18 protein-coding genes are annotated in these 25,416 nt (G+C 65.1%); 14 read left to right on the forward strand and 4 right to left on the reverse strand.

The features are described from left to right. The first annotated feature begins 855 nt into the window (after nt 1-855). The 3 genes from GE073_RS25300 to GE073_RS04405 all read left to right on the forward strand — a co-directional run bounded on the left by GE073_RS25300 (nt 856) and on the right by GE073_RS04405 (nt 5,603). Nucleotides 856-2,094: a DNA-3-methyladenine glycosylase family protein gene (locus GE073_RS25300; RefSeq protein ID WP_228551267.1), complete on the forward strand. Its 1,239-nt coding sequence runs from the start codon at nt 856-858 to the stop codon at nt 2,092-2,094. 543 nt (nt 2,095-2,637) lie between these two features. Next, nucleotides 2,638-4,290, forward strand: coding sequence for a hydroxysqualene dehydroxylase (locus tag GE073_RS04400; RefSeq protein WP_228551805.1), 1,653 nt, complete (start codon nt 2,638-2,640; stop codon nt 4,288-4,290). 23 nt (nt 4,291-4,313) lie between these two features. Next, entirely contained in the window at nt 4,314-5,603 is a 1,290-nt protein-coding gene (locus GE073_RS04405; protein WP_052333547.1) for a sensor histidine kinase, read from the forward strand. Here the strand turns inward: GE073_RS04405 and GE073_RS04410 are convergent. Then, on the reverse strand, nt 5,581-6,021 hold the full coding sequence (locus GE073_RS04410; RefSeq protein WP_153782840.1) for a hypothetical protein: 441 nt from the start codon (nt 6,019-6,021) through the stop codon (nt 5,581-5,583). The two genes, GE073_RS04405 and GE073_RS04410, sit on opposite strands and share 23 nt — an antisense overlap. A 290-nt stretch (nt 6,022-6,311) precedes the next feature. On the opposite strand from GE073_RS04410, the gene GE073_RS25745 reads away from it, so the two are divergent. The 6 genes from GE073_RS25745 to tyrS all read left to right on the forward strand — a co-directional run bounded on the left by GE073_RS25745 (nt 6,312) and on the right by tyrS (nt 17,069). Then, nucleotides 6,312-11,354, forward strand: a complete 5,043-nt coding sequence (locus GE073_RS25745) for a CIA30 family protein (protein WP_194843269.1) — start codon at nt 6,312-6,314, stop codon at nt 11,352-11,354. A 551-nt stretch (nt 11,355-11,905) separates the two neighbouring features. Further along, nucleotides 11,906-12,403, forward strand: coding sequence for a hypothetical protein (locus GE073_RS04420; protein ID WP_028600303.1), 498 nt, complete (start codon nt 11,906-11,908; stop codon nt 12,401-12,403). A gap of 4 nt (nt 12,404-12,407) precedes the next feature. Beyond that, nucleotides 12,408-12,773: a glyoxalase superfamily protein gene (locus GE073_RS04425; RefSeq protein ID WP_028600304.1), complete on the forward strand. Its 366-nt coding sequence runs from the start codon at nt 12,408-12,410 to the stop codon at nt 12,771-12,773. Nucleotides 12,774-13,509: 736 nt separating this feature from the next. After that, complete coding sequence (locus GE073_RS04430; RefSeq protein WP_101808553.1) at nt 13,510-14,565, forward strand: GNAT family N-acetyltransferase; 1,056 nt, start codon at nt 13,510-13,512, stop codon at nt 14,563-14,565. 77 nt (nt 14,566-14,642) lie between these two features. Continuing rightward, nucleotides 14,643-15,398: a class I SAM-dependent methyltransferase gene (locus GE073_RS04435; protein WP_028600305.1), complete on the forward strand. Its 756-nt coding sequence runs from the start codon at nt 14,643-14,645 to the stop codon at nt 15,396-15,398. A gap of 381 nt (nt 15,399-15,779) precedes the next feature. Further along, the gene (gene tyrS / locus GE073_RS04440; RefSeq protein WP_153782842.1) at nt 15,780-17,069 is read left to right on the forward strand and encodes a tyrosine--tRNA ligase; all 1,290 of its coding nucleotides are present in this window, start codon (nt 15,780-15,782) and stop codon (nt 17,067-17,069) included. Nucleotides 17,070-17,126: 57 nt separating this feature from the next. On the opposite strand, the gene GE073_RS04445 is transcribed toward tyrS, so the two are convergent. Both GE073_RS04445 and GE073_RS04450 read right to left on the reverse strand, forming a co-directional pair. Next, nucleotides 17,127-17,459, reverse strand: coding sequence for a hypothetical protein (locus GE073_RS04445; RefSeq protein WP_153782843.1), 333 nt, complete (start codon nt 17,457-17,459; stop codon nt 17,127-17,129). Continuing rightward, nucleotides 17,456-17,935, reverse strand: coding sequence for a DinB family protein (locus GE073_RS04450; RefSeq protein ID WP_153782844.1), 480 nt, complete (start codon nt 17,933-17,935; stop codon nt 17,456-17,458). Before GE073_RS04450 ends, GE073_RS04445 begins: the two co-directional genes overlap by 4 nt. 171 nt (nt 17,936-18,106) lie before the next feature. Between GE073_RS04450 and GE073_RS04455 the strand changes: the two genes are divergently transcribed. The 3 genes from GE073_RS04455 to GE073_RS04465 all read left to right on the forward strand — a co-directional run bounded on the left by GE073_RS04455 (nt 18,107) and on the right by GE073_RS04465 (nt 22,042). After that, on the forward strand, nt 18,107-19,201 hold the full coding sequence (locus tag GE073_RS04455; RefSeq protein WP_153782845.1) for a LacI family DNA-binding transcriptional regulator: 1,095 nt from the start codon (nt 18,107-18,109) through the stop codon (nt 19,199-19,201). A 788-nt stretch (nt 19,202-19,989) separates the two neighbouring features. Continuing rightward, nucleotides 19,990-21,282: a glycoside hydrolase 5 family protein gene (locus GE073_RS04460; protein ID WP_153782846.1), complete on the forward strand. Its 1,293-nt coding sequence runs from the start codon at nt 19,990-19,992 to the stop codon at nt 21,280-21,282. A gap of 235 nt (nt 21,283-21,517) precedes the next feature. Then, on the forward strand, nt 21,518-22,042 hold the full coding sequence (locus GE073_RS04465) for a hypothetical protein (RefSeq protein WP_153782847.1): 525 nt from the start codon (nt 21,518-21,520) through the stop codon (nt 22,040-22,042). Nucleotides 22,043-22,313: 271 nt separating this feature from the next. Here GE073_RS04465 and GE073_RS04470 read toward each other — a convergent pair whose 3' ends face one another. Then, entirely contained in the window at nt 22,314-23,612 is a 1,299-nt protein-coding gene (locus GE073_RS04470; RefSeq protein ID WP_028598123.1) for a Gfo/Idh/MocA family protein, read from the reverse strand. 131 nt (nt 23,613-23,743) lie between these two features. Between GE073_RS04470 and GE073_RS04475 the strand changes: the two genes are divergently transcribed. Together GE073_RS04475 and GE073_RS04480 are read left to right on the forward strand one after the other, a co-directional pair. After that, entirely contained in the window at nt 23,744-24,607 is an 864-nt protein-coding gene (locus tag GE073_RS04475) for an AraC family transcriptional regulator (RefSeq protein ID WP_043111075.1), read from the forward strand. A gap of 156 nt (nt 24,608-24,763) precedes the next feature. Continuing rightward, nucleotides 24,764-25,384 (forward strand): TetR/AcrR family transcriptional regulator, encoded by a 621-nt coding sequence (locus GE073_RS04480; protein ID WP_028598121.1) that lies wholly within the window; start codon nt 24,764-24,766, stop codon nt 25,382-25,384. Nucleotides 25,385-25,416 lie beyond the last annotated feature (32 nt).

Raw genomic sequence — 25,416 nt, forward strand, 5'->3', positions numbered from 1 at the left:
AGCCGCTCCGAACGTCCGTATGGACGCTCGGAGCGGCTTGTTTTTTGTAAGGACATGAGGCTCCCTCGTCGCGTCGATGGGCCAGGTTTTTGCCAGCCAAGGCACTCTCGACTCCCTCGTGGAGTCGAAGTGCCGGGTCTCCGCTAACCAAGGCACTCTCGATTCCCCCGTCGAGTCGCCGCGCCGGGTCTCCGCCAGCCAAGGCACTTTGGACTCCCTCGTCGCGTCGCCGCGCCGGGTTTCCGCCAACCAAGGCACTCTCGACTCCCTCGAGGCGTCGATGCGCCGGATATCCGCCAACCAAGGCCCTTTCGACTCCCTCGTGGAGTCGCCGTGTCGGATTCCTGCCAACCAAGGCACTCTCGACTCCCTCGTTGCGTCGCCGCGCCGGGTATCCGCTAGCCAAGGCACTCTGGACTCCCTCGTGGAGTCGAAGTGCCGGGTCTCCGCTAACCAAGGCACTCTCGATTCCCCCGTCGAGTCGCCGCGCCGGGTTTCCGCCAACCGAGGCACTCTAGACTCCCTCGTCGCGCCGAAGTGCTGGGTTTCCGCCAACCAAGGCACTTTCGACTCCCTCGTGGAGTCGTCGCGCTGGGTTCCCACCAACCAAGGCCCTCTCGACTCCCTCGTGGAGTCGCCGCGCCGGGTTTTCACTAATCAAGGCACTCTCGACTCCCTCGTCGCGTCGCCGCGCCGAATCATGCTGGCGCCGTTCTGCTAGCCGAGCTCCGAGAAAAGATAGAACGAGTAGGAGGCAACACTCCCGGAGAGTCCCATGAAAGCGCAAGATTCGGCTATGGACAACTTGGGCGCGAGAAAGGTAGAGTCAGGGAATGACAGGAGGGAGGAAGCAGCATGGAAACGACCGATAGAAACGGAGCGGCGCAGGAAGAGGCGAGCCGCCTGCGGATTGAGTTGCCGGAGCTGTTCAGCTGGCCGGCGGTGCTGGGCTACTTGGCGAGATCGAGCGACGAGGCGCTGTACCGGGTCGACGGCAGCGAGGTGACGAAGCTGTTCGAGCGGGAGGGCGAGCTGGCGCTGGTCCGCTTCCGCTGCCGGGACGATGTCCATGCGCTCGAGGCGGAATTCGTGCCGATCGGCACGGATGCGAGCGAGCCCGAGCCCGCCGCTCCAGCCGCGGGGCGCGCCGGGCCAACGTCCGCCCGAACAATCGGCGGCCTCCCGGCAACCGCCTCCGCCGCCGACTCGTCGCCGTCCGCAGCGCCGTCCGCCGCTGCGGCTGCACCCGCAGCGCTCTCGGCCGCTCGCCCAGCGAGCGAGCCCGCGCCTGAAGACCCGGCGAGCGGTCTCCCGCCCGCCGCTCCAGTCGCGCCAACGTCCGCCGCTGAGCCCTCGGCCGCTCGCCCGGCACTCGAGCCCGCCGACCCGCCCGCGCCTGCCGCCGCCCGGCCTTCCCCGGCGATGCAGGCGCATGTGCGGCGCTACGCCGAGGAGTGGTTCGACCTGGACCGCGACCTGGCGCCGTTCTACCGGCTGGCGGCCGCCGACCCGCTGCTGAAAGAGGCGGCGGAGACGTTTCGCGGCCTGCGGATGGTCGGCATCCCCGATCTGTTCGAGGCCGCCTGCTGGGGCATCATCGGCCAGCAGATCAACCTGCCGTTCGCCTATGCGCTCAAAAAGCGCTTCACGGAGTCGTTCGGCCGCTCGGTCCGCCACGGGGGCTGGACGTATTGGTGCTTCCCGAAGCCTGCGGCGGTCGCCGCGCTGGAGCCGTCCGACATCGCGGCGCTGCAGATGACGACGCGCAAGTCGGAGTATCTGATCGGCGTCGCGCGTCATGTCGCGGCCGGCGAGCTGGACAAGAGGGAGCTCGCTGCGGCCGGCTGGTCGGCTGCGGAAAAAAGGCTGACGGCGGTCCGCGGCATCGGGCCGTGGACCGCGCATTACGTCATGATGCGCTGCCTGCGCATGGCCGAGGCGCTGCCCGCCGCCGACGTCGGCCTGCAGCATGCGATCCGCGTTCAGGCCGGCCTGGAGCGCAAGCCGACCGAGCCCGAAGTGCGCGAGCATGCCCGTGCCTGGGCAGGCTGGGAGGCCTATGCGACTTTTTATTTGTGGCGGACGCTGTATTAGGTCTAGGGCGTGCTTGCAAACCCGCTCAGGGGCATCTATCCCCGCCTTTTTGCCCCCTGCTTCGTCACGCAGGCTTGACGTACCCCCGGTACGCCTTCGCCTACGTTCCTCGCAGGGATCAAAAATTCGGTCACATCTGCTTCCTTCGGGGCATGCAAACACGCCCTAGCGAACGATGGCGCGAGAGACGGAGGCTGCGGCCTTCCGTCTCTCTTTTTTTTGCTTTCCTGCGGCAGCGGCCGAGCGCCCGGAAGCCGCCTCGGAACGGCCCTTCCGCCTGCCGAAAGCCGCTTCCGCGCAACGCCCGCCGCTGGAGAAAGCGATGCGCTGCGCGGATTTCCAAGCGATTCCATTTCTCGTAGAGCGACCATTAACGAGAAATATTTCAATAACCGATAATAATCGACAGCAACTGACATTAGTGCGATGGTACTATATGGAGAGCGTTTATACGAGTGCAGGCCTATTGGTGAAGCCGATCAAATCGAGGATGCTAGAGGAGGAGAAGGAAGCTTGGAGAAAAGGCTGCCGAAAGTTGTCATATTGGGCGGAGGAGTCGCGGGAATGAGCGCAGCCCATGAGCTGGCCGAACGCGGTTTCGAGGTGTCCGTCTACGAGGCGAGAGAGGTTCCCGGCGGCAAGGCCCGCAGCATGGAGGCCAAGGGCACGGGCATCGACGGAAGGAAGGATCTGCCGGGAGAGCACGGGTTCCGCTTCTTCCCGAAGTTCTACCAGCATGTGACCGACACGATGAAGAGGATCCCGCTCCAAAGCGGCGCGCGCGGCGGCGTGCTCGACCAGCTGCTCGGAAACGGACGCAAGAGCGTGTTCGACAACCTGGTCGAGGGCACGCGGCTCGGGCTCGCCTTCGACGACCGCGACATGCTCCCGTTCATTACGGAGTTCCCCGAATCGATCTCCGATCTGAAGGTGCTGTTCACGTCGCTGTTCGAAAACCATCTCGGCCTGACGGCGGAGGAGGCGGCGCTGTACGGCGCGAAGCTGTTCGAGCTCGCCTCCAGCAGCAAGCTGCGCCGCTACCTCGACTACCAGCGGGTGTCGTGGTGGGACTTCATCGAGGCGGACAAGCAGTCGGAGCAGTTCAAGCGCATCTTCGTCGGCCTCTCCCGCATCCTCGTCGCGGCCAAGGCGCAGGAAGCGAACGCCTGCACGATCGGCACGGTCGGCGCGACGCTCATGCTCGACATGGTGACGCCGGGCGGCAGCGCCGACCGGCTGCTGAACGGGCCGACCAACGAGGCTTGGCTGTTCCCCTGGTACGATCATCTCGAATCGCTGGGCGTAAAATTCTACCGAGGCGCGCCGGTCAAGGCGATCCATTGCGAGAAGGGCTCCATCGTCGGAGCGACCGTGCTGCTGGACGGACAGGAGCAGCTTGTCGTCGGCGACTGCTACATCGCGGCGCTGCCGGTCGAGGTGATGGCGGGCCTGCTCACCGACGAGCTGGTGCAGGCCGATCCGCTGCTCGGCAGCATCAAGCCGCTGAGCGAGTCGGTCGAGTGGATGAACGGCATCCAGTTCTATCTGAACGAGGACGTCGAGCTGATCCACGGTCATATCATCTGCATGGACAGCCCGTGGGCGCTGACGCTCGTCTCCCAGAAGCAGTTCTGGCCGGGCGTCGATCTGTCCGAATACGGCAACGGCAAGGTCAAGGGCATCCTCTCGGTCGACGTCTCCGACTGGGAGTCCAAGGGCGTCCTGTTCGGCAAGCCGGCGATGCAATGCTCGGCCGAGGAGATCAAGCAGGAAGTATGGCAGCAGCTCAAGGACCATTTCAACCATAGCGGCGACGTGCTCCATGACGGGCTGCTGGAGGCGTGGTTCCTCGACGAGGACATCCAGTTTCCGAATCCGCACGGGGCGACCAACATGGAGCCTCTGCTCGTGAACCGGGTCCATACGTGGGATCTGCGGCCGAACGCCTACACCGCGATCCCCAATTTCTACCTCGCCTCCGACTATGTCCGCACCAATACGGACCTGGCGACGATGGAGGGAGCCAACGAGGCGGCCAGGCGGGCCGTCAACGCCATTATAGATCATTATGAGATCAAGGCCGACAAATGCCGGATCTGGGACATGTACGCGTTCGAGCTGCTCGGGCTGTGGCAGCGCAACGACAAGTCCCGATGGGAAGACGGCCTTCCCTGGAACGGCAAGATTGTCGGCTAGCTGATCGGAAGGAAAGCCTTGCCGTGATCGAATACATTCTTGCGCGCGAATTTCAGGGGTTGATGTACTATCTGACCGCCTGCCTGCTGTTCCTCATCATCACGCCGCGGGTGTCCTTCATGCGCTTCGGACGCAAGCTGCTGTTCGTCGGCATCCTGGCGCTGATGTCCTACTTCTATCTGGGCTACGAGGAGATCGATCCGCTCGTCTATGCCTTCCACCTGGTGCCGGTATGCGTCGCGCTGATCGCCATCTACGAGGGCTGGATCCCGGGAGTGGCGACAGCGGCCGCGTTCATCTGGGGCAACATCTTCATCGCGGGCAACGAATGGGCGCCGGGAACGATCTCCGCGACGATCGTCGCGGCGGCCGGCATCGCCTACCACTACCGGATGCCGTCGCCGGAGACGGTGAGGCGCATGCTGACGATGCACTTCCTGCTCGTCAGCGGCTACATGGCGCTGTTCGTCGGCGTGTCGCTGGCGACCTCCGAGACGATGGACCATCAGCGGATGCTGGCGACCGGCATCGGCACGCTGCTGTCGTCTCCGCTCGTCGCCTACACCTACTATCTGGTCAAGCACCAGGAGCGGCTGACGGAGGAGCTTTTCAACGCTGAGAAATATCATCTCATCGGCCAGCTGACCGCCTCGATCTCGCATGAGATCCGCAATCCGCTGACGACGGCGCGCGGCTTCCTGCAGCTGATGGGCCGCTCCGGCCTCGACTCGGCGACGCTCGAGCGCTACCGGACGAACGCGCTGGAGGGCATCGACGGAGCGAACGCCATCATCACCGACTACCTCAACTACAGCAAGCCGTCCGTGGACGAGCCCCGGCTGCTCGACGTCCGCCAGGAGCTGGCGAGCGTCGAGCAGTGGGTCAAGCCGCTGTGCGTCATGACCGGGGTGGAGCTCGTGTCGAGGCATGGCGTCCACGACGAGCTGCCGGTCGTCGGCGACTCCAAGAAGCTGCAGCAATGCCTGCTCAACATCATGAAAAACGCCGTCGAGTCGATGCCGGAGGGCGGCGTGCTGACGGTCAGCTCCCGCAAGGAGAACGGCAAGGTGCTTATCTTCATCCGCGATACCGGCATCGGCATGAACGAGCAGCAGCTCAAGCGGATCGGCATGCCGTTCTACACGACCAAGGAAAAAGGAACCGGACTCGGCCTGATGGTCGTCACCAATCTGATCCAGGCGATGGGCGGAAGGCTCTACTTCCGCAGCAAGCCGGGTCAAGGCACGATCTGCGAGGTGCATCTGCCGCTCAAGCCGGAGGACGAGCCGGTCATCCCCCTACCCGCTCCATAGTCAGCTCCCACAGCCTGCCTGCCGCAGGCGGAGCGGCGCCGCGCGGCAGCGGGAGCGGAAAGGAGCGGTCCTCGAGCTTCAGCAGGCAGCCCGCGGGCAGCCGGGCGAGCAGCCAGCCCGATACGCGGCCGTCCTCGGGCGGATCGTACAGCATGCCGGCGAGCAGGCTGCCGCCGACCGTCAGGCACGGCAGCGGCGCCGTGCCGGCGAAGCCCTCGGCCGTGACGCGGATCAGATAGACGCCGCCGGCGGCGACATGGATCGCGACGCCTTCGCTCTTCGGAGCGGAGGCGTCTTTGCGTTGTTTTTTCGGGCCGGCCGGCGAGGAGGGGGCGGCGTCGGCGGCCGGAGCTTCCAGGCGGACTCGGACCTGATGGCGGCAGACGAGACGCGACGGGCGTCTGGGGCGGGAAGGCATGGGCCGTCCTCCTTTCCTTCCGGCAGCGGCTAGCGGGCAGCAGCTACCGGCAGCGGCTATCGGCAGCGGCGCGGATTCCTCTGCCTTAGCTTATGCGGTGCGGCCGCTTTTTTGGAAAGTTGATTTAAATTAAAATTTGTTGACATAAAGTTTAGGTAAAACTATAATTTCGTTGAATTAGAGGAAACGCTGCCAATCCGTTCGCCTAACAAGCTCGGAAGGGAGGGCAAGTCAAACCGCTTGGCCGCAGTTCGGGCAACTCACAATCACATTCGGGAGGCATGAGCTTCATGAACAAGCATCATCCGCAATCCATTATGAAAGCGTTTTTATGCTGGCTTCTCATCCTGGCCCTGGCCGCTCCGGCAGGAGGCATCGGCTCGGCTGCGGCTGCTGCGCCTGCCGGCCAGCCGGACGAGCCGACGGCCGCCGAGGCCGTATACGGGCTCGCGGAGCCGTCGGCATTCCAGACCTACATCACCGTAGACGGCGACAGGCTGATGGACGGCGAGCAGGAGTTCCGCTTCGCCTCGCTCAACTATCCCGGCGCGCTCGGCGATCCCGAGTTCGCGCAGGACGACGCGCTGCGCACGATTTCCGCGATGGGCGGCAAGGTGACGCGCTCCTACGTGCCGTCGGTGCTGCGCTATGACGGCTCCAACGCCGGCTCGGCGTTCATCCTCGGTCCGGACGCGGACGGCGTCATGCAGTTCAGCGAGGAGGGCTTCCGCAAGATGGACCGGATGCTTGCCCTGGCGAACCGCACCGGCGTGCGGGTCATCGTGCCGTTCGTCGACCAGTGGCAGTGGGTCGGCGGCATCGAGAGCTTCGTGAACTTCGTTTATCCCGGCACGATCACCGGCGACGCGGCGACGGACCCGGACGGCTGGAAGTTCTACACGGACGAGAAGGTCATCGATCTGTTCAAGCAGACGGTCGCCTACATGCTGAACCGGACGAACACGATCACCGGCGTGAAATACAAGGACGACAAGGCGATCCTCGCCTGGGAGACCGGCAACGAGCTCGGCGGCTACAACCAGGACAAGTTCCCGCAGGCGTGGACGACGGAGATCGCCCGCTACATCAAGGAGGAGCTGCAGCCGAAGCAGCTGCTGCTCGACGGGCGGTTCGCGATCCATCCGGATTCGCTGACGGACCCGAACATCGACGTCGTCGGCAACCATTTCTACACCGGCAACTTCATCGACAAGGTGAACGGGGACCGGGCCGTCTCCAAAGGAAAGAAGCCGTACATCCTCGGGGAGTTCGGCCTTTACACGGACAAGGAGCCGGTCGACGCGCTGTTCGACGCGGCGCTGCAGAACGGCACCTCCGGCGCGCTCATCTGGTCGCTGCGCCCGCACAAGGAGGACGGCGGCTTCTACTGGCATGACGAGAACCCGGGCAACTGGGCGTCCTACCACTGGCCGGGCTTCTCGGCCGGCGATTATTACGGCGAGACCGGCATCATCCGCACGGTATACAAGTACGCGCATTATATGGACAAGCTCGACGCGGCCAAGGCGACGGCGGTGCCGCCGATTCCGGCTCCGGACGGCGCGCCGAAGCTGCTGCCGATCGAGTCGGTCGCGGACATCCGCTGGCAAGGCTCGGTCGGGGCGTCCGGCTACGAGGTGCAGCGCTCCGAGGACGGCGAGACGTGGGAGACGGTCGTCGAAAGCTTTTCGGACGGCGGACGCGCCGGGACGAAGGCGTTCCATGACGAGCGGGCCATCACCGGCGTCAGCTACCAGTACCGGGTGCGCGGCGTGAACGAGAGCGGCCAGTCCGCCTGGTCGAACGTCGTCGCCGTCGAGGCGGCGCGCCATCTCATCGCCGATGAGATGAGCTTGCTGCAGAGCCCGCTCGAAACCCGCAGCACCTATGCGTTCGACCATACGTCCAACGTGACGAACGCGGCGGACAGCTGGAACGAGCTCGGCATCGGCTTCAAGGCTCATGTCGGCAGCGAGTCCGGCGGCACGATCACGTATGCTTCCCCGGTCGCGCTGAAGCGCGCCGCGGCGAAGGTCGAGGGCTCCGGCCAGGTCCGCTGGTTCGCGTCGAGCGAGCCGTACGCGGGATATGCCGAGGTCGCGGCGGACGTGCAGGACGGCTGGTCGACGGCCGGCAGCCTGCCGGCGGACACCCGCTTCGTCAAGCTGCTGCTCGAGGGCGGCGCGCGGGTCAAGGTCGACCGCGTCGAGCTGGAATACGACTACGACGGCACGGGCTGGCAGGCGGTGCCGGAGCGCAGCCGCAAGGGCTTCGTCGTCGACCGCGAGTTCGCGGAGCTGCCGGCGTCCAAGTCGGACGCGCTGGAGCGGCGGGACGGCAGCGAGGCGACCGGCGGCCAGGCGGTGCTGGCGAATGCGGGATCTGCCGAGGCGTCGCTCGTCTATTCGGTGCCGGCCGATCTGAGCTCCTACCGGTTCGTCGCCTATGCGCCGGAAGGCAGCGCGGGGCTGAAGCTGGAGGCGTCCATCGACGGCATCGCCTACGTTCCGCTGCAGCCTGCCCTGACGAAGGAAGCGGCCGCCGAGGGCTGGAGCAAGCTCGCCTATTCGAGCTTCGATCTGCCGGCGTCGGTGCGCTATGTCCGCGCGCTGTTCCCGGACGGGGCGGACGGAATCGGGCTGGCCCGCGTCGAGCTCGGCTACGGCAGCAGCCTCGTGCCGCTGACGGAGGCTCCTCCGGCGAATGTGATGGAGGACGGCGAGTACGACTTCGGCCGCGACGACTCGATCGCCGCCCGGTATGAGCGCAATGAGAACGGAGACGGAATCTCGATCGCGCTGGACGGCGAGTCCCGCTTCAAGGGCAGCTACGGTGTCCGGCTCGGCTACGAGCTCGGCTCGGCAGGATATGCCGGCTTGTCCCGCCCGCTCGGCGGAGCGGATCTGAGCGGCTTCGACGCGCTGCATGCCTGGGTGAAGCCGGACGGCAGCGGCAACAAGCTGAGCTTCCAGCTGACGGCCGGCGATGGGCGCGTCTGGGAAGCGCCGGTCGCGCTGTCCGGGACGGCGGCTCGCGTCGTCGAGATCAAGCTGGCGGACTTCGTCCAGCCGGAGTGGAGCAAAGACGCCGCCGGCGAAGGGGCGATGGACCTGAGCTCGGTCCAGCGGTTCGCGCTGATCGTGAGCGGGGGCGAGTCGGCATCGGCTTCGTCCGGGTCGATCGCAATCGACGAAGTGAAGCTTGCGAACGCGTCCAAGCTGGACAACTTCGAGGGCTACGGCGGCTACAACGCGCTTGTGCAGAAGGCGTTCGCCCGCAATGCCGGCGGCGGCCTGCTCGACGTGTCGCTCGACGCCTCGCGCAAGTCCGAAGGGGGCTACGGCCTGCGCATGGACTATGACTTCAGCGGGCCGGGCTATGCCGGAGGCAGCTTCTCGCCGGACTACCTACGCCTGAGCGGCTATGACGGCTTCAGCTTCTGGCTGCAGCCGGACGGCGCTGGCAACGAGCTGGCGATCCAGTTCTCGGACGAGGACGGCAAGTTCTGGGAAACGAAAATGATCATGCGCGGCAGCGATCCGCGGCTCGTGCAGGTGCCGTTCGACGCGTTCCGCCATCCGGGCTGGTACGGCGGCAGCGCCGACGCGCGGCCGGATTCGAGCCGGCTGATCAAGACGTTCTCGCTTTATCTCGGCGGATCGCCGGACTCGCGGTCGAGCGCGGGCACGATCTACATCGACGACATCCAGGGCGCGAATTTCCTCGAGGAGCTGGAGGGCGCGCAGGTGGCGATCGACAAGTCCGCCTCCGAGGTGAAGACGCTGCCGACGACGCTGCGCGGGACGGCGAGCGGCGTGAAGGACGTGCTCCTGAGCATCGGCAAGGACCGCTTCCATGCGCCGGTCGGAGCGGATGGACGCTGGTCGTACTCGACCTCGCGCATCGCCAACGGCGAGAAGGAGGTCGTCGCGGTGGCGGAGCGCTTCGACGGCACGGCCGCAGCCACGGACAAGCTCGTTCTAAAGGTCGACGTGCCGGGCAACACGTATGACGACGGCGCCGAGCCGGTCGTGAAGAACCTGCTGCTCAATCCGGGCTTCGAGGAAGCCGTCGACGAGGCGGCCTGGCCGGTGCTGCCGAAGCATTGGAGCAGCAAGGACGCGGCCGGAGCCGACGTGACGGGCGGCATCGTCAAGCTCGAGGGCGGAGCCCGCACGGACAAGTTCTCGCTCGTCCACTGGAACGACACGGCCTATGAAGTCACGACCTCGCAGGAGGTGGCAGGGCTCGAGCCGGGCGTCTACGAGGTTCGCGCCTGGACGAAGTCCAAGGGCGGCCAGCTCGCCGCGGAGGTGATCGCGGTCGGAGATGGCGGCGCTGCGAAGGCTGCGGCGATTCCGAAAGGCGAGGCGAGCTGGGCAAGCGTCCGCCTGAGCGGCCTCGAGGTGCGCGAGGGCAAGCTGACCGTTGCTATCCATTCCAAGGATCTCGGCGGCAACTGGATCAAGGTCGATGACCTGACCTTGGTCAAGACGAGCGTGCTTGAAGGAGGCGGCAGCGAGCCGACGCCGAAGCCGAGCGAGAACCCGACGCCGAAGCCGAAGCCGAGCGGAGATCCGACGTCGACGCCGAAGCCGAGCGAGGAGCCGACGCCGACGCCAGCACCGAGCGAGGAGCCGACGCCGACGCCAGGCGGAGGCGAGACGCCAAGCCCGACGTCAACGCCGACGCCAAGCGTGACGCCGAGCGCTTCGCCGAGCGTCGCGCCGCAGCCGACGGCCGGCCCGACGGCATCTCCGTCTCCGACGTCGAGCCCGATGCCGGCGTTCCGCGATCTGGATGTTGCTCCATGGGCGCGCGACGCGATCGCCGAGCTGACGGCCAAGGGCATTTTGCGCGGCACGGCTCCGGGCGTCTTCGAGCCGGGCAAGCCGGTCACGCGCGCCGAATTCATCACGATGCTGCATCGCGTCTTCGGCTTGGCGTCCACGGGGACGGATAGCGGATTCGGCGATGTGAAGGCGGACGCATGGTATGCGGAGGCGGTCGCGGCCGCGGCCGAGCTGGGGCTCGTCAGCGGCACCGGCGGCGGACGCTTCGAGCCGGGACGCGAGATCACCCGCGAGGAGATGGCTGTGCTGGCGGCGCGCTATCTGCGTCATGCCGGGGTTTCCCCGGCGGGCGACGCTTCTGCGCTGAGCGGCTTCCGCGACGCCGGCCGAGCGGCGGCGTATGCCCGCGGCGCGCTCGCGGAGCTCGTCGCCGCCGGCATCATGAACGGCACTGGCGCGGACACGCTGCAGCCGAAAGGCCAAGCGACCCGCGCGCAGGCCGCGGTCATCCTGCAGCGGCTGCTGAAGCTGCTGCCGTAAGGCGGGCCGCCGCTTTCTCCTAAGGAAGATAGCGGCGGCAGGTACCTTTAGGCGGCGTTAGATGATGCGCTGACGGGGCCGGACTGCCGTCATGGGGCGTACGGGTGATGCGAGGCGGCGTCGATTGGGTCCAGACCGCCGTCATGGGGCTTGCGGAAGTTTTCAAAGAACGCGGGTCGCTCGACAGGTCCTAACGACGCGTCAAACGCTTAGAGGCCGTTTTCTCCGTTTCCCGATCCGCTAACGACGCCTCAGACGCTTACACGTCTCCAATCTCGTTCTTTCCGCCCATTTGACGCTTTTTTTCAACTCTAAGCGTCTCACGAGTCGTTACGTTTTGGCCAGGGTTGAATTCGGCCTCGTAACGAGCTGATTCGTCGTTAGGCTTCAACCGCCGACGCTCCGTCCAGCAATAACCCCCTCGCTTTCTCTAATCCCGAGCGGCCCGCCCATTCCATAGAATAGGCGGGCCGTTTGTTATGGAAAAGACTTACAAGGGAAGCGCTTCTCTGCTAGGATAAATCTCACGGAGGACAAGGAGGAGGCGGCGGATGAGCAGGACGCTGAAAGAGAGAAGAGCTTGGAGCTGGCAACAAATCGTAATCCGCCTCGGACTGGCGACGATCCTCGTACTCGGCTTCCTGGCCAATGCGAATCTTCCTTGGCGGACGACGCTGGAAAAGCAGGGAATCGATCCGGGGGGAGCGGGCCAACTCGATCGGATCTATGTCATGAGGTGGGATGAACAGGCAGAGGAAACCTCAATCAAGACCGACAGCATGGCGCGCATGACCGCGCTGCTCGAGGCGCTCGCTCCGATGAAGCTGGCACGCGGGCCGTTCAGTCCTGAGCCGGCGATCGACGGCATTTTGAATACCTACTCCGTCTCGATCTATGAAAAAGGCAAGCTAGACGATCCGACGATGGTAACGCTGAGATCCCAAAGCGTCACGATCGGCAAGCGCGATGCTAGCGAGAGCTACACCATTATCGGAGGCTTCGACCGCGCCGAGTTCGATCGGCTGATCGACGCTATGAAAGGGGAATGAGCCAATGGAGTGCAAACGAATCGTGCCTGTGCTGAGGATGCTCGATGTCGAAAAGACGAGGGAGTTCTACCTGGACTTCCTCGGGGCGGAGCTGCTCGGCGAGCATCGGCACGAGCCGTCGATGCCGCTTTACCTGTTCCTGTCGCTGGGCGGCTGCGAGCTGCATCTGTCGGAGCACTTCGGCGACGGGATCCCGGGGGCGAATGTGCGGATCGAGACCGGCGGCGTGAAAGCCTACCAGCAGTCCCTGCTGGCGAAAGCTTACCGCTACGCGAGGCCTGGCCTCGAAAAGCCGCCCTGGGGCGGACTGGAAATGACGGTGCAGGACCCTAACGGCAATCGTCTGACATTCTTCGAGCGGGAGAGCTAGGGCGTGTTTTCATCCCCCGAAGGAAGCAGATGGGGTCGGATTTTTGATCCCTGCGTGACGAAGAAGCAGGGGGAAAAGGGGATAGATGCCCCTAAGCGTGTTTGCAAACACGCCTAGCGTCCCTCGCCTTGCTGGAGAGGAAATGTCGTTCGGAAACGTCCGGACTGCCGTCGTGCGGCTGAGATTGACTCGCTCGGCTGGGGAGAGGCGGTTAAGCGAGGGAAAACTGCGCGTAGCACGCGAGTGCGAATGGGGAGAGGCGGCTACGCGAGGAAAAACTGCGCGTAGCACGCGAGTGCGAATGGGGAGAGGCGGTTAAGCGAGGGAAAACTGCGCGTAGCACGCGAGTGCGAATGGGGAGAGGCGGCTACGCGAGGAAAAACTGCGCGTAGCACGCGAGTGCGGCTGGGGAGAGGCGGCTACGCGAGGAAAAACTGCGCGTAGCACGCGAGTGCGGATGGCAAGAGGCGGCTAGGCGAGGAAAAACTGCGCGTAGCACGCGAGTACGGATGGCAAGCGGCGGCTACGCGAGGAAAAACCGCGCGTAGCACGCGAGTCGGGGAGCGGGACAGCCGACTCGAGCAGGAACGTTCCATCATGAAACAGGGAGAAGCCAGGATATCCTTGCCGCGATGGATGGCCGGGCAAGAACGGCTATACCCGGATCGGGCCTGTCCTTTCGGCGCCGCGCTTGTTAGGCTGGAGGAAACGCTTCAAGACGGGAGTACGATATCGCATGACGCTCATCATCGAACCTTGCGGCCTCGACCGCAAGCCGATTCTCATGAACCTGTACCCGCTCTATCTCCATGATTTGGCGGGCATCCGCGGCGTGCGGCCGAACCGGCACGGCGTCTTCGAGGAGGAAGACGACATTCGGACGCTGCAGGAGCAGCAGGCGGAGTTCGCCATCTGGTGGGAAAAAGAGGGGCTGCTGTTCCCTTACCTCATCGTCGAGGACGGCTTGCCGGCGGGCTTCGCGCTCGTCGCTTCGGGCCCGTACGCGGTCGACGGCAGCGAGTTCACGCTGCAGGAATTTTTCCTGCTGCGGCCTTACCGGGGACAAGGCCGTGCCGAACGGGCCGCCTGCGAAGTGTTCCGCCGCCATCCGGGCCGCTGGGCGCTGTTCACGACGGCGTCGGAGCGCAACGCGGGAGCGGTCTCGTTCTGGCGCAGGACGCTGCTCGGCGCGGCCGGAGACGGCGGTTATGAGGAGACGGACGAGGACATGGAGTACTACGGCTTCGGCAAGCTGTTCCGCTTCCGCATCGGCGAGGCGCTCAGCCGCGCATCGGCGCCGCCAGCTGCCCGCGCCGCCGATGCCGCCCGGCGCGCCGGCTCGCCGCCGGCCTCCGGCTTCGCCGTGCGCCCGGCCGTCCCGGCCGATCTCGACGCGCTGGCGGAGCTCGACGCGCTCGTCGTCGGCCACGGCGGCCGCCGGGAAGCGCTCGCCGCCTACGCGGCGGCCGGCTGCTGCCTCGTCGCCGAGCGGGAGGGCCGGCTGTCCGGCTGCGCCGCCTGGGACCGCAGCTTTTTCGGACGGCCGTTCCTGCAGCTGCTGATCGTGCATCCCGGCGAGCGGCGCACCGGCATCGGCCGCCGGCTGCTGCAGAGCTGGCTGGAGCGCGGCCCCGGCGAGCGCGCCTTCACCTCGACGAACCGCTCCAACGAGCCGATGCGGGCGCTGCTGGAGGCGGCGGGCTTCGAGCCGAGCGGCATCGTCGACCATCTGGACGAGGGCGATCCGGAGCTCATTTTCAGCAGGATGGTTGCCTCGGACGATCCGGTCTGATACGGTAAGGGATGCACAAGCTTCCGCCGATGGGGGTGCAAGCACGCCCTGAGGAAGCGGGATCGGGAGGAATGGACATGGACAGCAAGGAACGCTTCTCCAGCCGAGTGGAGGACTACGTCAAGTTCCGGCCGGGCTATCCGGCGGAGGCGATCGACGCCATCCTGGAGCAGGGAGGACTGGCGCCGGAGTCGGCGGTGGCCGACATCGGGGCGGGCACGGGCATTTTTTCGGGCCTCCTGATGGAAAGGGGGCTGCGCGTCATGGCGATCGAGCCGAACGCCGACATGGCCCGCGCGGCTTGGGCGGCGCATGGCCCGAACGAGCTGTTCGGCATCATGCTGGCGCCGGCGGAGGATACGGGGCTGGCGAGCGAGTCGCTCGACGCGATCGTCTGCGCGCAGTCGTTCCACTGGTTCGACCAGCAGGCGGCCAAGGCGGAGTTCGCGCGCATCCTGCGGCCGGGCAAGCGCGTCTTTCTCGTGTGGAATTCGCGGCTGACGTCCGGCACGCCGTTCCTCGAGCGCTACGAGGCGCTGCTGCACGAGCACGGCACCGACTACGCCCGCGTCAACCATCGCAACATCTCGCCGGAGCAGCTGCAGGCGTTTTTCCGCGAAGGCACGATGACGCGCCGCGCGTTCCCGAACCGCCAGCGGTTCGACTACGAGGGCGTCAAAGGGCGGCTGCTCTCCTCGTCCTACGCGCCGCAAGCCGGCGATCCGCGGCATGAGCCGATGCTGGCGGAGCTGCGCCGCATCTTCGACGAGACGCAGCAGGACGGGACGGTCGACTTCGACTACGAGACCGAGGTGTTCAGCGGCGAGGTCTAGGGCGGCGCGGCAGCGGATTGACAAGCGCCGCGCCATTCGCTAAAGTGAGAGCGAACAAGCATAGAAGCGTGGAAGGGAAGCAGTAGCGGAGCGAATCTGCGGATCAGAGAGCCGGCGGTTGGTGCGAGCCGGAGCGACAGCCGCCCGCGAATTACATCCTGGAGCTTGCGCGTCCGAACCTGCCTCCATGGCAGAAGGGCGCGGACGGCAGCCGGCCGTTATCCGGCAGAGCGGAGCCCCGCTCCGGGCTTGCCTTCTGAGGCAGCCTGCGCCGCGGCTCAACTCAGGGTGGTACCGCGATGACTCGTCCCTGTCTTTGGACAGGGAGGGGTCTTTTCTTTTTCCACCTTTCCACGAACGATCATAATGGAGGGATACGAGATGACAACGCACCAAGCGGCCGTGAACGCGGCGCTGCTCGAAGATCTGGAGTACAGGGGCCTGGTCTACCAGGTCACGAACCGCGAGGAGCTGGAAAAAGCGCTGGCGGAAGGGCCGATCACGCTGTACTGCGGCTTCGACCCGACGGCCGACAGTCTGCACATCGGCAGCCTGCTGCCGATCCTGATGCTGCGCCGCTTCCAGCTGGCGGGCCACAACTCGATCGCGCTCGTCGGCGGCGGCACCGGCCTGATCGGCGATCCGAGCGGCCGTTCCACGGAGCGCTCGCTCAACACGGACGAGACGGTCGCCGGCTGGACGCAGGCGCTCGGCAAGCAGCTGTCGCGCTTCCTCGACTTCGAGACGCCGAGCAATCCGGCCCGCCTCGTCAGCAACTACGACTGGCTGGCGCCGCTCGACATCATTACGTTCCTGCGCGACATCGGCAAGAACTTCACCGTCAACTACATGCTCGCCAAGGACTCGGTCGACTCGCGGCTGGCCAACGGCATCTCGTTCACGGAGTTCAGCTACATGATCCTGCAGGCGTACGACTTCTACAAGCTGAACCAGGACCACGGCGTGCGGCTGCAGCTCGGCGGCAGCGACCAGTGGGGCAACATCACGGCGGGCCTTGACCTGATCGGCAAGACCGGCGGCAGCGGCGCGTACGGCATCACGATGCCGCTCGTGACCAAGAGCGACGGCAAGAAGTTCGGCAAGTCCGAGTCCGGCGCGATCTGGCTCGACCGCTCCAAGACGAGCGCGTACGCGTTCTACCAGTTCTGGATCAACACCGACGACGCGGACGTCATCCGCTTCCTCAAGTACTTCACGTTCCTGACGCGCGAGGAGATCGCGAGCTTCGAAGCGCTCGTCGCCTCGCAGCCGGAGAAGCGCGAGGCGCAGCGCGAGCTCGCCCGCCAGGTGACGCGCATCGTGCACGGCGAGCAGGCGGTGGAGAGCGCAGAGAAGATCACGGCCGCGCTGTTCTCCGGCGACGTCACGCAGCTGAGCGAGGACGAGCTCGTCGAGGCGCTGTCGGACATGCCGACGACCGTGCTCGCGGACGCCGAGTCGACCGGCCTGATCGACCTGCTCGTCGAGACGAAGGCCGCTCCGTCGCGCCGCCAGGCCAAGCAGGACATCGAGAGCGGAGCGGTAGCCGTGAACGGCGTCAAGCAGACGGGCATCGACACCGCGCTGACGGCGGAGCATCGCCTGCATGGCCGCTACCTCGTGCTGCGCCGCGGCAAGAAGAACTACTACCTCGTGAAGTTCGAATCGTAGCCGGACAAAAGCGGGATGAAGCCGAGCAGCGCTCGGCCTCATCCCGCTTTTTTCGGTTCATTCCGTCGTCCGGACGACGATTTCCTTGGCCAGCTTGAAGTCTTCCTCGACGATCTCGGCGTTCTCCTGGACAAGAAGGGACTTGAAGCGCCGGAACAAATCGCCTATTTCCGGCTCCTCGTCGATGAGGCGGATCGCTTCGGCGTAGCTTTCTTCGGAGTCATACGTCGTGATTTCGATCCATCTCGTCTCGTCTTCCATGCTGTTCAAAAAGAGCGTGCGGAACGAAGCATGCCGGCCATAGACCTCGGCGGCTTGGCGCTGAAGGTCGAGGTACTCGTCCCGCTTTTCTTTTTGGACATGGTAGGCATGCAGCTTGACGTACTTCATCGGATCGGAATCAGGCCCTTGCCGATGAGGTTGGCCGACACCGGCTTCAGCCCGAGCTCCCGCGCCCAGATGGACAGCTGCCCGATATGGTGGATCTCATGGGCCAGCACATGCCGCATGACCTCGCCCCAGGCGTGCTGCTCGACGTGTCCGTCGGAGGCGACGTCCTCCATCGGGCGCGTCTCCATGGAGTCGTCCCAGCCGAGGATGAACGGCTCGATGTCGGACCGGTATTGACGGTCCAGCTCCCTCACCTCGGCGAGCGTGGCGAGCCACGGAACCGGCTCGGAGGCGAAGTCGGCTTCCCGGAGCTGCTGGATCCAGCTCCATTCCACGTCGAGGATGTGCTGAAGCGTCTTGAGGATGCTCCCCATGCCGCCGATCCTTTTCCGAACGAGCTCCTCCTCCGGCAGCTGGGCGCACCATTCGTACCATTGGTCGCGAACGATCCAGTTGTACTTGAACCATACCTGCATGGCGATTCCTCCTTGAGCGGCATTCTTTGCCTGCCTCTATCGTAAAGGAAGAAGAGGGCGATGAGAAGCTCGTCCTGCCGCATAAAGAATTGAAAAAAGTTGAAAAAAGACTCCCCAGACGTTATGCTGGAAGGAGCAAATTCTTGCTCCGATGCCGAAGGGATGGGCTTCATGAAAAAAGTAACGCTGCAAATGATCGCCGATAAATTGAACGTCTCCAAAGCGCTTGTATCCAAGGCGTTGTCCGGGGACAGCGCCGTGAACGAGGTGACGCGCGAGATCATCTGGAAAACCGCCGAGGAGGAGGGCTACCGGATCAAGGGCCGCAAGCCGGGCTCGGCTCCGGGCACGGGCAATCTGGCCGTGCTCATGCCGCGGGCTTATCTGGACGATCCCGAGTACTGGGGCAAGATCATCAAGGGCATCGACGCCGAGCTGGCCAAGCAGGGCTACAGCATGCTGCTGTCGAGCATCGACGTGACGATGAAGGTGAAGGACGGCATGCCCCTCGGCATCACCGAGCGCAAGGTGGACGGCGTCGTCGTGCTCGGCCAGCTGCCGGAAGCCTACACCGATCAGCTGACGAAGCGCAAGCTGCCGTTCGTGCTCGTCGATCCGGACGCTCAGCATCCCGATCTGGATCTGGTCATGGCCAACAACTATCTCGGCGCGAGCCAGGCCGCTCAGCTGCTGCTGCGCGAAGGCCACCGCCGCCTCGCGTTTGTCGGCGACGCCGATACGACGTGGAGCTTCTCCGAACGCCGCCGCGGGTTCGAGGACGCCATCGCCGCGCACAACCGCAAGCGTCCCAAGGATGCGGCGGGGCTGGCGGTCGTCGGGGGGATGGGCGTAAGCGGCAGCGGCATGTACACCAAGCCGGAGTTCGCGGCTTCGCTGGAGCGGGAGCTGCGGGCGGAGCGCCCGGTCACGGCGATGTTCTGCGCCAACGACCTGATCGCCTTCGACGCGCTCAAAGTGCTGCAGCCGCTCGGGCTGGAGTGCCCGGCCGACGTCTCGATCGTCGGCTTCGACGATTTGACGCTGGCGGAGCTGAACCAGCCGGGCTTGACGACGGTCAAGGTGCCCAAGGAAGAGATGGGCTCGCGCGCGGTGCAGATCGTGCTCGGCCGCATCGCCGAGCCGGAGAAGCTGCCGGAGCTGGTCATGCTGTCGACGGCGCTGGTGAAGCGGGCCTCGACCGTTCCGGCGGCAGGCGCCGGGGGCGGGGACACGGAGGCGGAGAGCGCGGCTACGGCCGGAGCTTGAAGGGTTGCCGGCGGGGGGAGGCGACTGCGGCGGAGCCGCGAAGCAAGGGCGAGAATGCCCTTGGCGGAGCGCCGACTGCGGCGGAGCCGCGAAGAAAGGGCGAGAATGCCCTTGGCGGAGCGCCGACTGCGGCGGAGCCGCGAAGCAAGGGCGAGAATGCCCTTGCTGGGCGTCGCTCGCGGTGGAGCCGCGAAGCAAGGGCGAGAATGCCCTTGGCGGAGCGCCGTTCGCGGCAATGCCGGGCCGCCACCAAACCGGCTTCTTTTCCTCCCACAACCAGCAGCAGGCTGCCCGCGCCCCGTTGCCGTTTTCTCCAGCCTCCCCAGCAGGATGCATTCCATCAAGCCTCGTCAAAACGACTAACGAACCTCAGAAGCGCTATTTCGTTCAAAACGCCTCGACAAAACGGCTAACGAACCTCAAAAGCGCTATTTGGCTTAACAAGCGGCTGAATCGACGAAAAACTCCCCCATAGCGATTCGCTGTATCGTTAGAAGCTCCAACCCCCCTCATTTCAACTCAATAGCGTCTCTTCGTTTCGTTAGCGCAGCTGGTCCCTCACCGCCCCATTGCCCTTAGCGCCGATTTTCTCCCCCGTCTCACGGAAAAGGGCTGCCCAATCAGCCCACCCTACGAGGGACTCCTTGGAGCCGCTTCTTTTCCTCCTGAAGAATTCAACTAATGAAACTTAACTATAATAAGTTAAAATAAGTTGAAATCATGATCCGCAAATGCTATTCTTGTCATGGCAACACTATGAAACCAAGGACGTAAGGCGGGGATCGATCATGAGGAGCAACGGGTTTGTTGCCCGCACAGGCAGCCGGCTGGAGCTGAACGGCGAGCCGTTCCGGTTCGCGGGACCGAATGTCTACTGGCTCGGGCTCGACGAGAATGTCGAGGGAGTGGCTTGGCCGACGGAGTTCCGCGTCCGCGACGCGCTGGACACGGCGCTGGAGATGGGGGCGACCGTCGTTCGCTCGCATACGCTTGGCGCGTCTCAAGGGCATCCGCTTTCGATCATGCCGGAGCCGGATCGCTTCAACGAAGAGGCGCTGCGCCGGGTGGACTTCGCGGTCCGCGAGGCTGCGGCGCGTGGACTGCGGCTGATCGTGCCGTTCGTCTGCAACTGGTCCTACTACCACGGCGGACGCTCCACCTTCGCGGGCTGGAGAGGGCTGGAGGATCCGCGGGCCTTTTATTCCGATCCGGAGATCAAGGAAATGTTCAAGCGCTACATCGCCATGCTGCTTACTCGGGTGAATGCGCTTACAGGAATGGCGTACCGCGACGATCCGACGATTCTGGCGTGGGAGCTCGGCAACGAGCTGAACGATGCGCCGGCGGAGTGGGTCAAGGAAATGGCCGCTTACATCAAAAGCCTCGACGGCAACCATCTCGTCGCGCACGGCAAGCAGTTCGAGCTGGACCGCGACAAGCTCGGCATCGAGGAGCTGGACATCCTCGACGTTCACTATTATCCCGCGAACGCGGAGGCTCTGGCGCGCGACGCGGCGGAGACGGCAGCCGCCGGCAAGGTATATATCTGCGGCGAATTCGGCTGGACGGAGGACGGGCTGGAGGCGTTTCTGGAGCGGGCGGAAGCAGACGGCAGCGTCTCCGGCACGCTGTTCTGGTCGCTGTTTCCCCATGCGGATGACGCCGGCTATGTTCCCCACTACGACGGCTTCTCCCTGCACTATCCCGGTACGGGCGTAAGCGGGGACTATGAGCGGCGCTGTCTCGAGCTGCGCAGCCATGCCTTTCGGATGAGCGGACGCGAAGTGTCCTCGTGCCTGGTGCCGGATGCGCCGACGGTCGCCTCGGCGGCCGAGCGCGTCGTCTTTCGCGGCGTCGTCGGAGCGGCTCGCTACACGGTTGAAAAGAGCACGCGCGGAGCGGCCGGACCGTGGACGGCCGTCTTCGACGCCCGACCGGCGGACCACGACATGCCATGGCATGACCCGACCCGCGCTCACGGGACGAGGACCTGGTACCGCGTGCGGGCGATCGCGCCCGACGGCGCGGCCGGACCGTGGTCGGAGCCGTTCGAGTCGGAGCCGTTCACGCCAGTCAGCTGAGCCGTCTACGCCGCGCGCAAGCGCGGTTGCGGCGCGAAGCTGCCTCGTTGAAGGAGCGTATCGGCGACATTGGGCGGGGGCGTGCGCAGTTGATCTTGGCCTGGCTGCAGCTCGCGAGAGGTGCAGATGGCGCGAAAAAGCTGTCCCTGGAGCCAGGCAATGGACTCCATGGGACAGCTTTTTTGATGTCGGGCCTGGTTGGGCCTGGTCGGCGGAACCAAGGCAGAAAAGTGCCTTGGATTTAATTTTCCAGGCCGGATCGGCGGGACCAAGGCAGAAAAGTGCCTTGGATTTAATTTTCTGGGCCGGGTCGGCGGAACCAAGGCAGAAAAGTGCCTTGGATTTAATTTTCCGGGCCGGGTCGGCCGAACCAAGGCAGAAAAGTGCCTTGGATTTAATTTTCCGGGCCGGATCGGCCAATCCAAGGCAGAAAAGTGCCTTGGATTTAATTTTCCGGGCCGGGCCGGCCGAACCAAGGCAGAAAAGTGCCTTGGATTTAATTTTCTGGGCCGGGTCGGCGAAACCAAGGCAGAAAAGTGCCTTGGATTTAATTTTCCAGGCCGGATCGGCGGAACCAAGGCAGAAAAGTGCCTTGGATTTAATTTTTCGGGCCGGGACGGCCGAACCAAGGCAGAAAAGTGCCTTGGATTTAATTTTTCGGGCCGGATCGGCGGAACCAAGGCAGAAAAGTGCCTTGGATTTAATTTTCCGGGCCGGGCCGGCCAATCCAAGGCAGAAAAGTGCCTTGGATTTTGGTTAGTGACCGGAAGGCGTGAGGGGGGGAGCCGCGAGGAGTGCGATTTTGTGTTTGTACATTCCCCGCCGCGCCCGCTGTGCTCTACGCCTCCGCACCCGCGCGCAGCGCACCAACCCGCGCCCCGCGCCGCTCCACGCCTCCGCCCCCGCCGCGCCGCTAAACGCCTACGCGCCCGCAGCGCCCCGCACTACGCCTCCGCCCCCGCGAGCGCCGCGTTACGGCTCCACCCCCGCCGCACCGGCGCCACCCCTTGCCCCCAGCTCCTGCGCCTGCCCTACCGAGCGAAGCGCACCAGGCTGTCCGTCCGCACCGGCAGGCCGGTCGCGATCGAGCGGTTGGCGGCGATGCCGGTCAGGATGGAGCGAGCGCCGTCGATATGGTCCGCCGCGCGCCGGAACCGGTCGGGCAGCGGCTCGCCGAACAGGTCGCGCAGCAGCTCCGGATCGCCGCCGCCGTGGCCGCCCTCCTTGCGCTCGATCTCGGCCTGCCAAGGCTCGCCGAACATCGGCAGCACGAGCAGGCTGACGCCCTTGGCCGCCCCCTCGAGCGCCTTGTCGCCGCCCGAGTTGACGTACGACTGCTCGACGACGCTCATCTCGATCCGGCCCTTCGTGCCGCTGAACGAGATCCGGTAGCCCTCCCAAGGCATGTAGGCGTTCAGCGAATACGTCAGCAGCGCTTTGTTCTTGTACCGGACGAGCACGCTCATCGTGTCCTCGATCGAGATGCCGTCGCCGAACACGCTCTGGTCGCGGCGGTAGCCGTCTTCTTTTTCCGCGTCGAGGTACATCGCCTTCAGATGCTCGTTGCGGTCGAGATGGAGGGCGAAGTGATCGTCCTGGGCGAGCTCGCTGCCGGTCGCCCGGTCGTAGAACGCCGTGACGCCGCGCGCCTCGGCGTTCTCGCGGCCGTAGAAGCGCAGGTCGCCCATCGCGAAGACGGTTTCCGGCTCGGAGCCGATCCAGAAGTTGACGAGGTCGAAGTGATGCGTCGACTTGTGCACGAGCAGGCCGCCGCTGTTGCGCTTGTCGCGATGCCAGCGGCGGAAGTAGTCCGCGCCGTGCTGCGTATTGAGCAGCCACTCGAAATGCACGCTCGTCACGTCGCCGATCGCGCCCGACTCGATCAGCTCGCGCGCCTTCGTATGATGCGGGGCATAGCGGTAGTTGAACGTGACGCGGACGCTGCGTCCGGTCCGCTCCGCCGCGTCGAGGATCTGCTGGCATTTCTCGGCGTCGACGGTCATCGGCTTCTCGGTGATGACGTCGCAGCCGAGCTCGAGCGCCCGGATGATGTAGGCGTGATGCGTGCGGTCGACGCTCGTGACGATGACGCAGTCGGGCTTCTCCGCCGCGATCATCTCCTCGAAGCGGTCGCTCCGGTACGTCGGCACCGCGCGGCTACCGTACTTTTCGACCAGCATCCGGTTGGCGTAGTCCATCCGCGTCTCGTTGATGTCGCAAAAGGCGACGAGCTCGCTCGTCTCCTGGAACGTCGAGGCGATCGCTCCATAGTAGAATTCGGCCCGGCCGCCGGTGCCGACCTGGGCATAGGTCTTCCGTTTCGCGCTCATGCTCGCACTCTCCCTTTCCTCTTTCCGTTGATGTTGATGAGGCAAGCGTACCGCAAGATCAAGCGTATTTCCTCTGCGATTATGCTAGAATTCAGAGAAAGGACGCAATTTTTGCGCTAGGAGGCGGCGGGATGAACGAAACCGTGGAGCTGAGGTACGTCTCGGAGGACGCGCGCGTCAGGCTCGAGTACAACCGGCGCGAGGGCTTTTACGCGATGGCGGAGGACCACATGCACCCGCAGCATGAGCTGTACTACCTGTTCCAGGGCGAGCGGAGCTACTTCATCGGCGACCGGGTATACCCGGTGCGGAGCGGCGATCTCGTCTTCGTGCCGGGCGGCGAGGTGCACAAGACGTTCGACGCCGGAGAGCCGGGCCACGAGCGGATCGTGATCTACTACGACGACGCCTGGTTCGAGGGACGGCCGGAGGAAGAGGCGGAGCTGCTGCGCTCGCCGTTCCGGGAAGGCAGGCGGGTGCTGGCCGCGTCCGGTCCGGAAGGAATGCGGCTCGAGCGGCTGCTCCATGAGCTGCTGCGCGAGCTGCAGGAGCGTCAGCCGGGGCATGGGCTGGCGGCTCGGCGCCTCGCCGAGCAGGCGCTGCTGCTCGCGGCGCGGCTGACGCGCCGCGAGCAGAGCCGCCGCCAGCCGGAGCCGTCGGCGTCGCCGGCCGCCGAGCGGATGGCCGCGGTGGCGCGCTGCATTTCCGAGAGCTATGCCGAGCCGCTGACGCTGGGCGGGTTGAGCGAGCGCTTTTTCCTCAGCCCGAGCCATCTGAGCCGTTCGTTCAAGCGCCACATGGGCTTCGCCTTCACCGAGTACGTCGCGCTGACGCGGATCAAGGCGGCCCAGCGGCTGCTGCGCGAGACGGACGAGCGCATCACGGCGATCGCCGGGCAGGTCGGCTTCGACAGCTTTCCGCATTTCGAAAAAGTGTTCAAGTCGATCGTGCGCATGCCGCCGCGGGCGTACCGCGCTTCGTTCCGGCGGAGCTGAGAGGGTCCGGAGCCCCGCGCGCATTCGCTTCCGGCACCCCGATCCTGCGTGTCCCGGCGCCACTTGAACCATCTGTGGCTCCACGACAAGCCCTGCTTCACCTGGCGCTTCGATTGGGATATAATGGCGGATGATTCCAGGGAGGAGCGAGCGAGAATGGCGAGAAACGCGGAAAAGGACCTGCAGCAGCGGGAGCAGCGCATGAACGACATCTTGGACGCGGCGATCGAGGTGATGGCGGTCAAGGGCGTCGGCTCGGCCTCGATGCAGCATATCGCCGGAGCGGCCGGCATCAGCATCGGCAACCTGTATCACTACTTCAAGTCCAAGGAAGAGATCTTCGCGGAGGTGCTGCGCCGGGGGCAGACCGGCTACGGCGAGTTCGTCCGCTCGGTCGCGGACGGTCCCGGCGAGGCCCGCGCCAAGCTGCTGACGATCGCGGAGAACTGGCTGGCGCTCGGCAACAGCTGGGCGCATACGATCCTCATCCATACGGCCCGGCTGTCCGAGGCGTCGGAGGAGCTGCGCCGCGACGTGACCGGCCGCTTCACCGTCAACCTGCAGCCGGTCGCCGCGATCATCGCGCAGGGACAAGCCGAGGGCACGGCGCCGGAGGGCGATCCGCTGGAGCTGGCGTTCTACTTCACGAGCCTGATCCAGGGGCTGACGCTGCAGCGGATGCCAGGATCCGAGGTGCCGGTGCCGATGCGGGCGGCGAGCGTCGTCGATCTTTTTGCCGGCCGGCGCGAAGCGCTTGACAGGAGGAGAGACGCTTGATAGAATTCAGGCATACTAACCGAATCGATATT

It is taken from the genome of Paenibacillus sp. B01, assembly GCF_009649995.1.
Lineage (GTDB): Bacteria > Bacillota > Bacilli > Paenibacillales > Paenibacillaceae > Paenibacillus_O > Paenibacillus_O pasadenensis.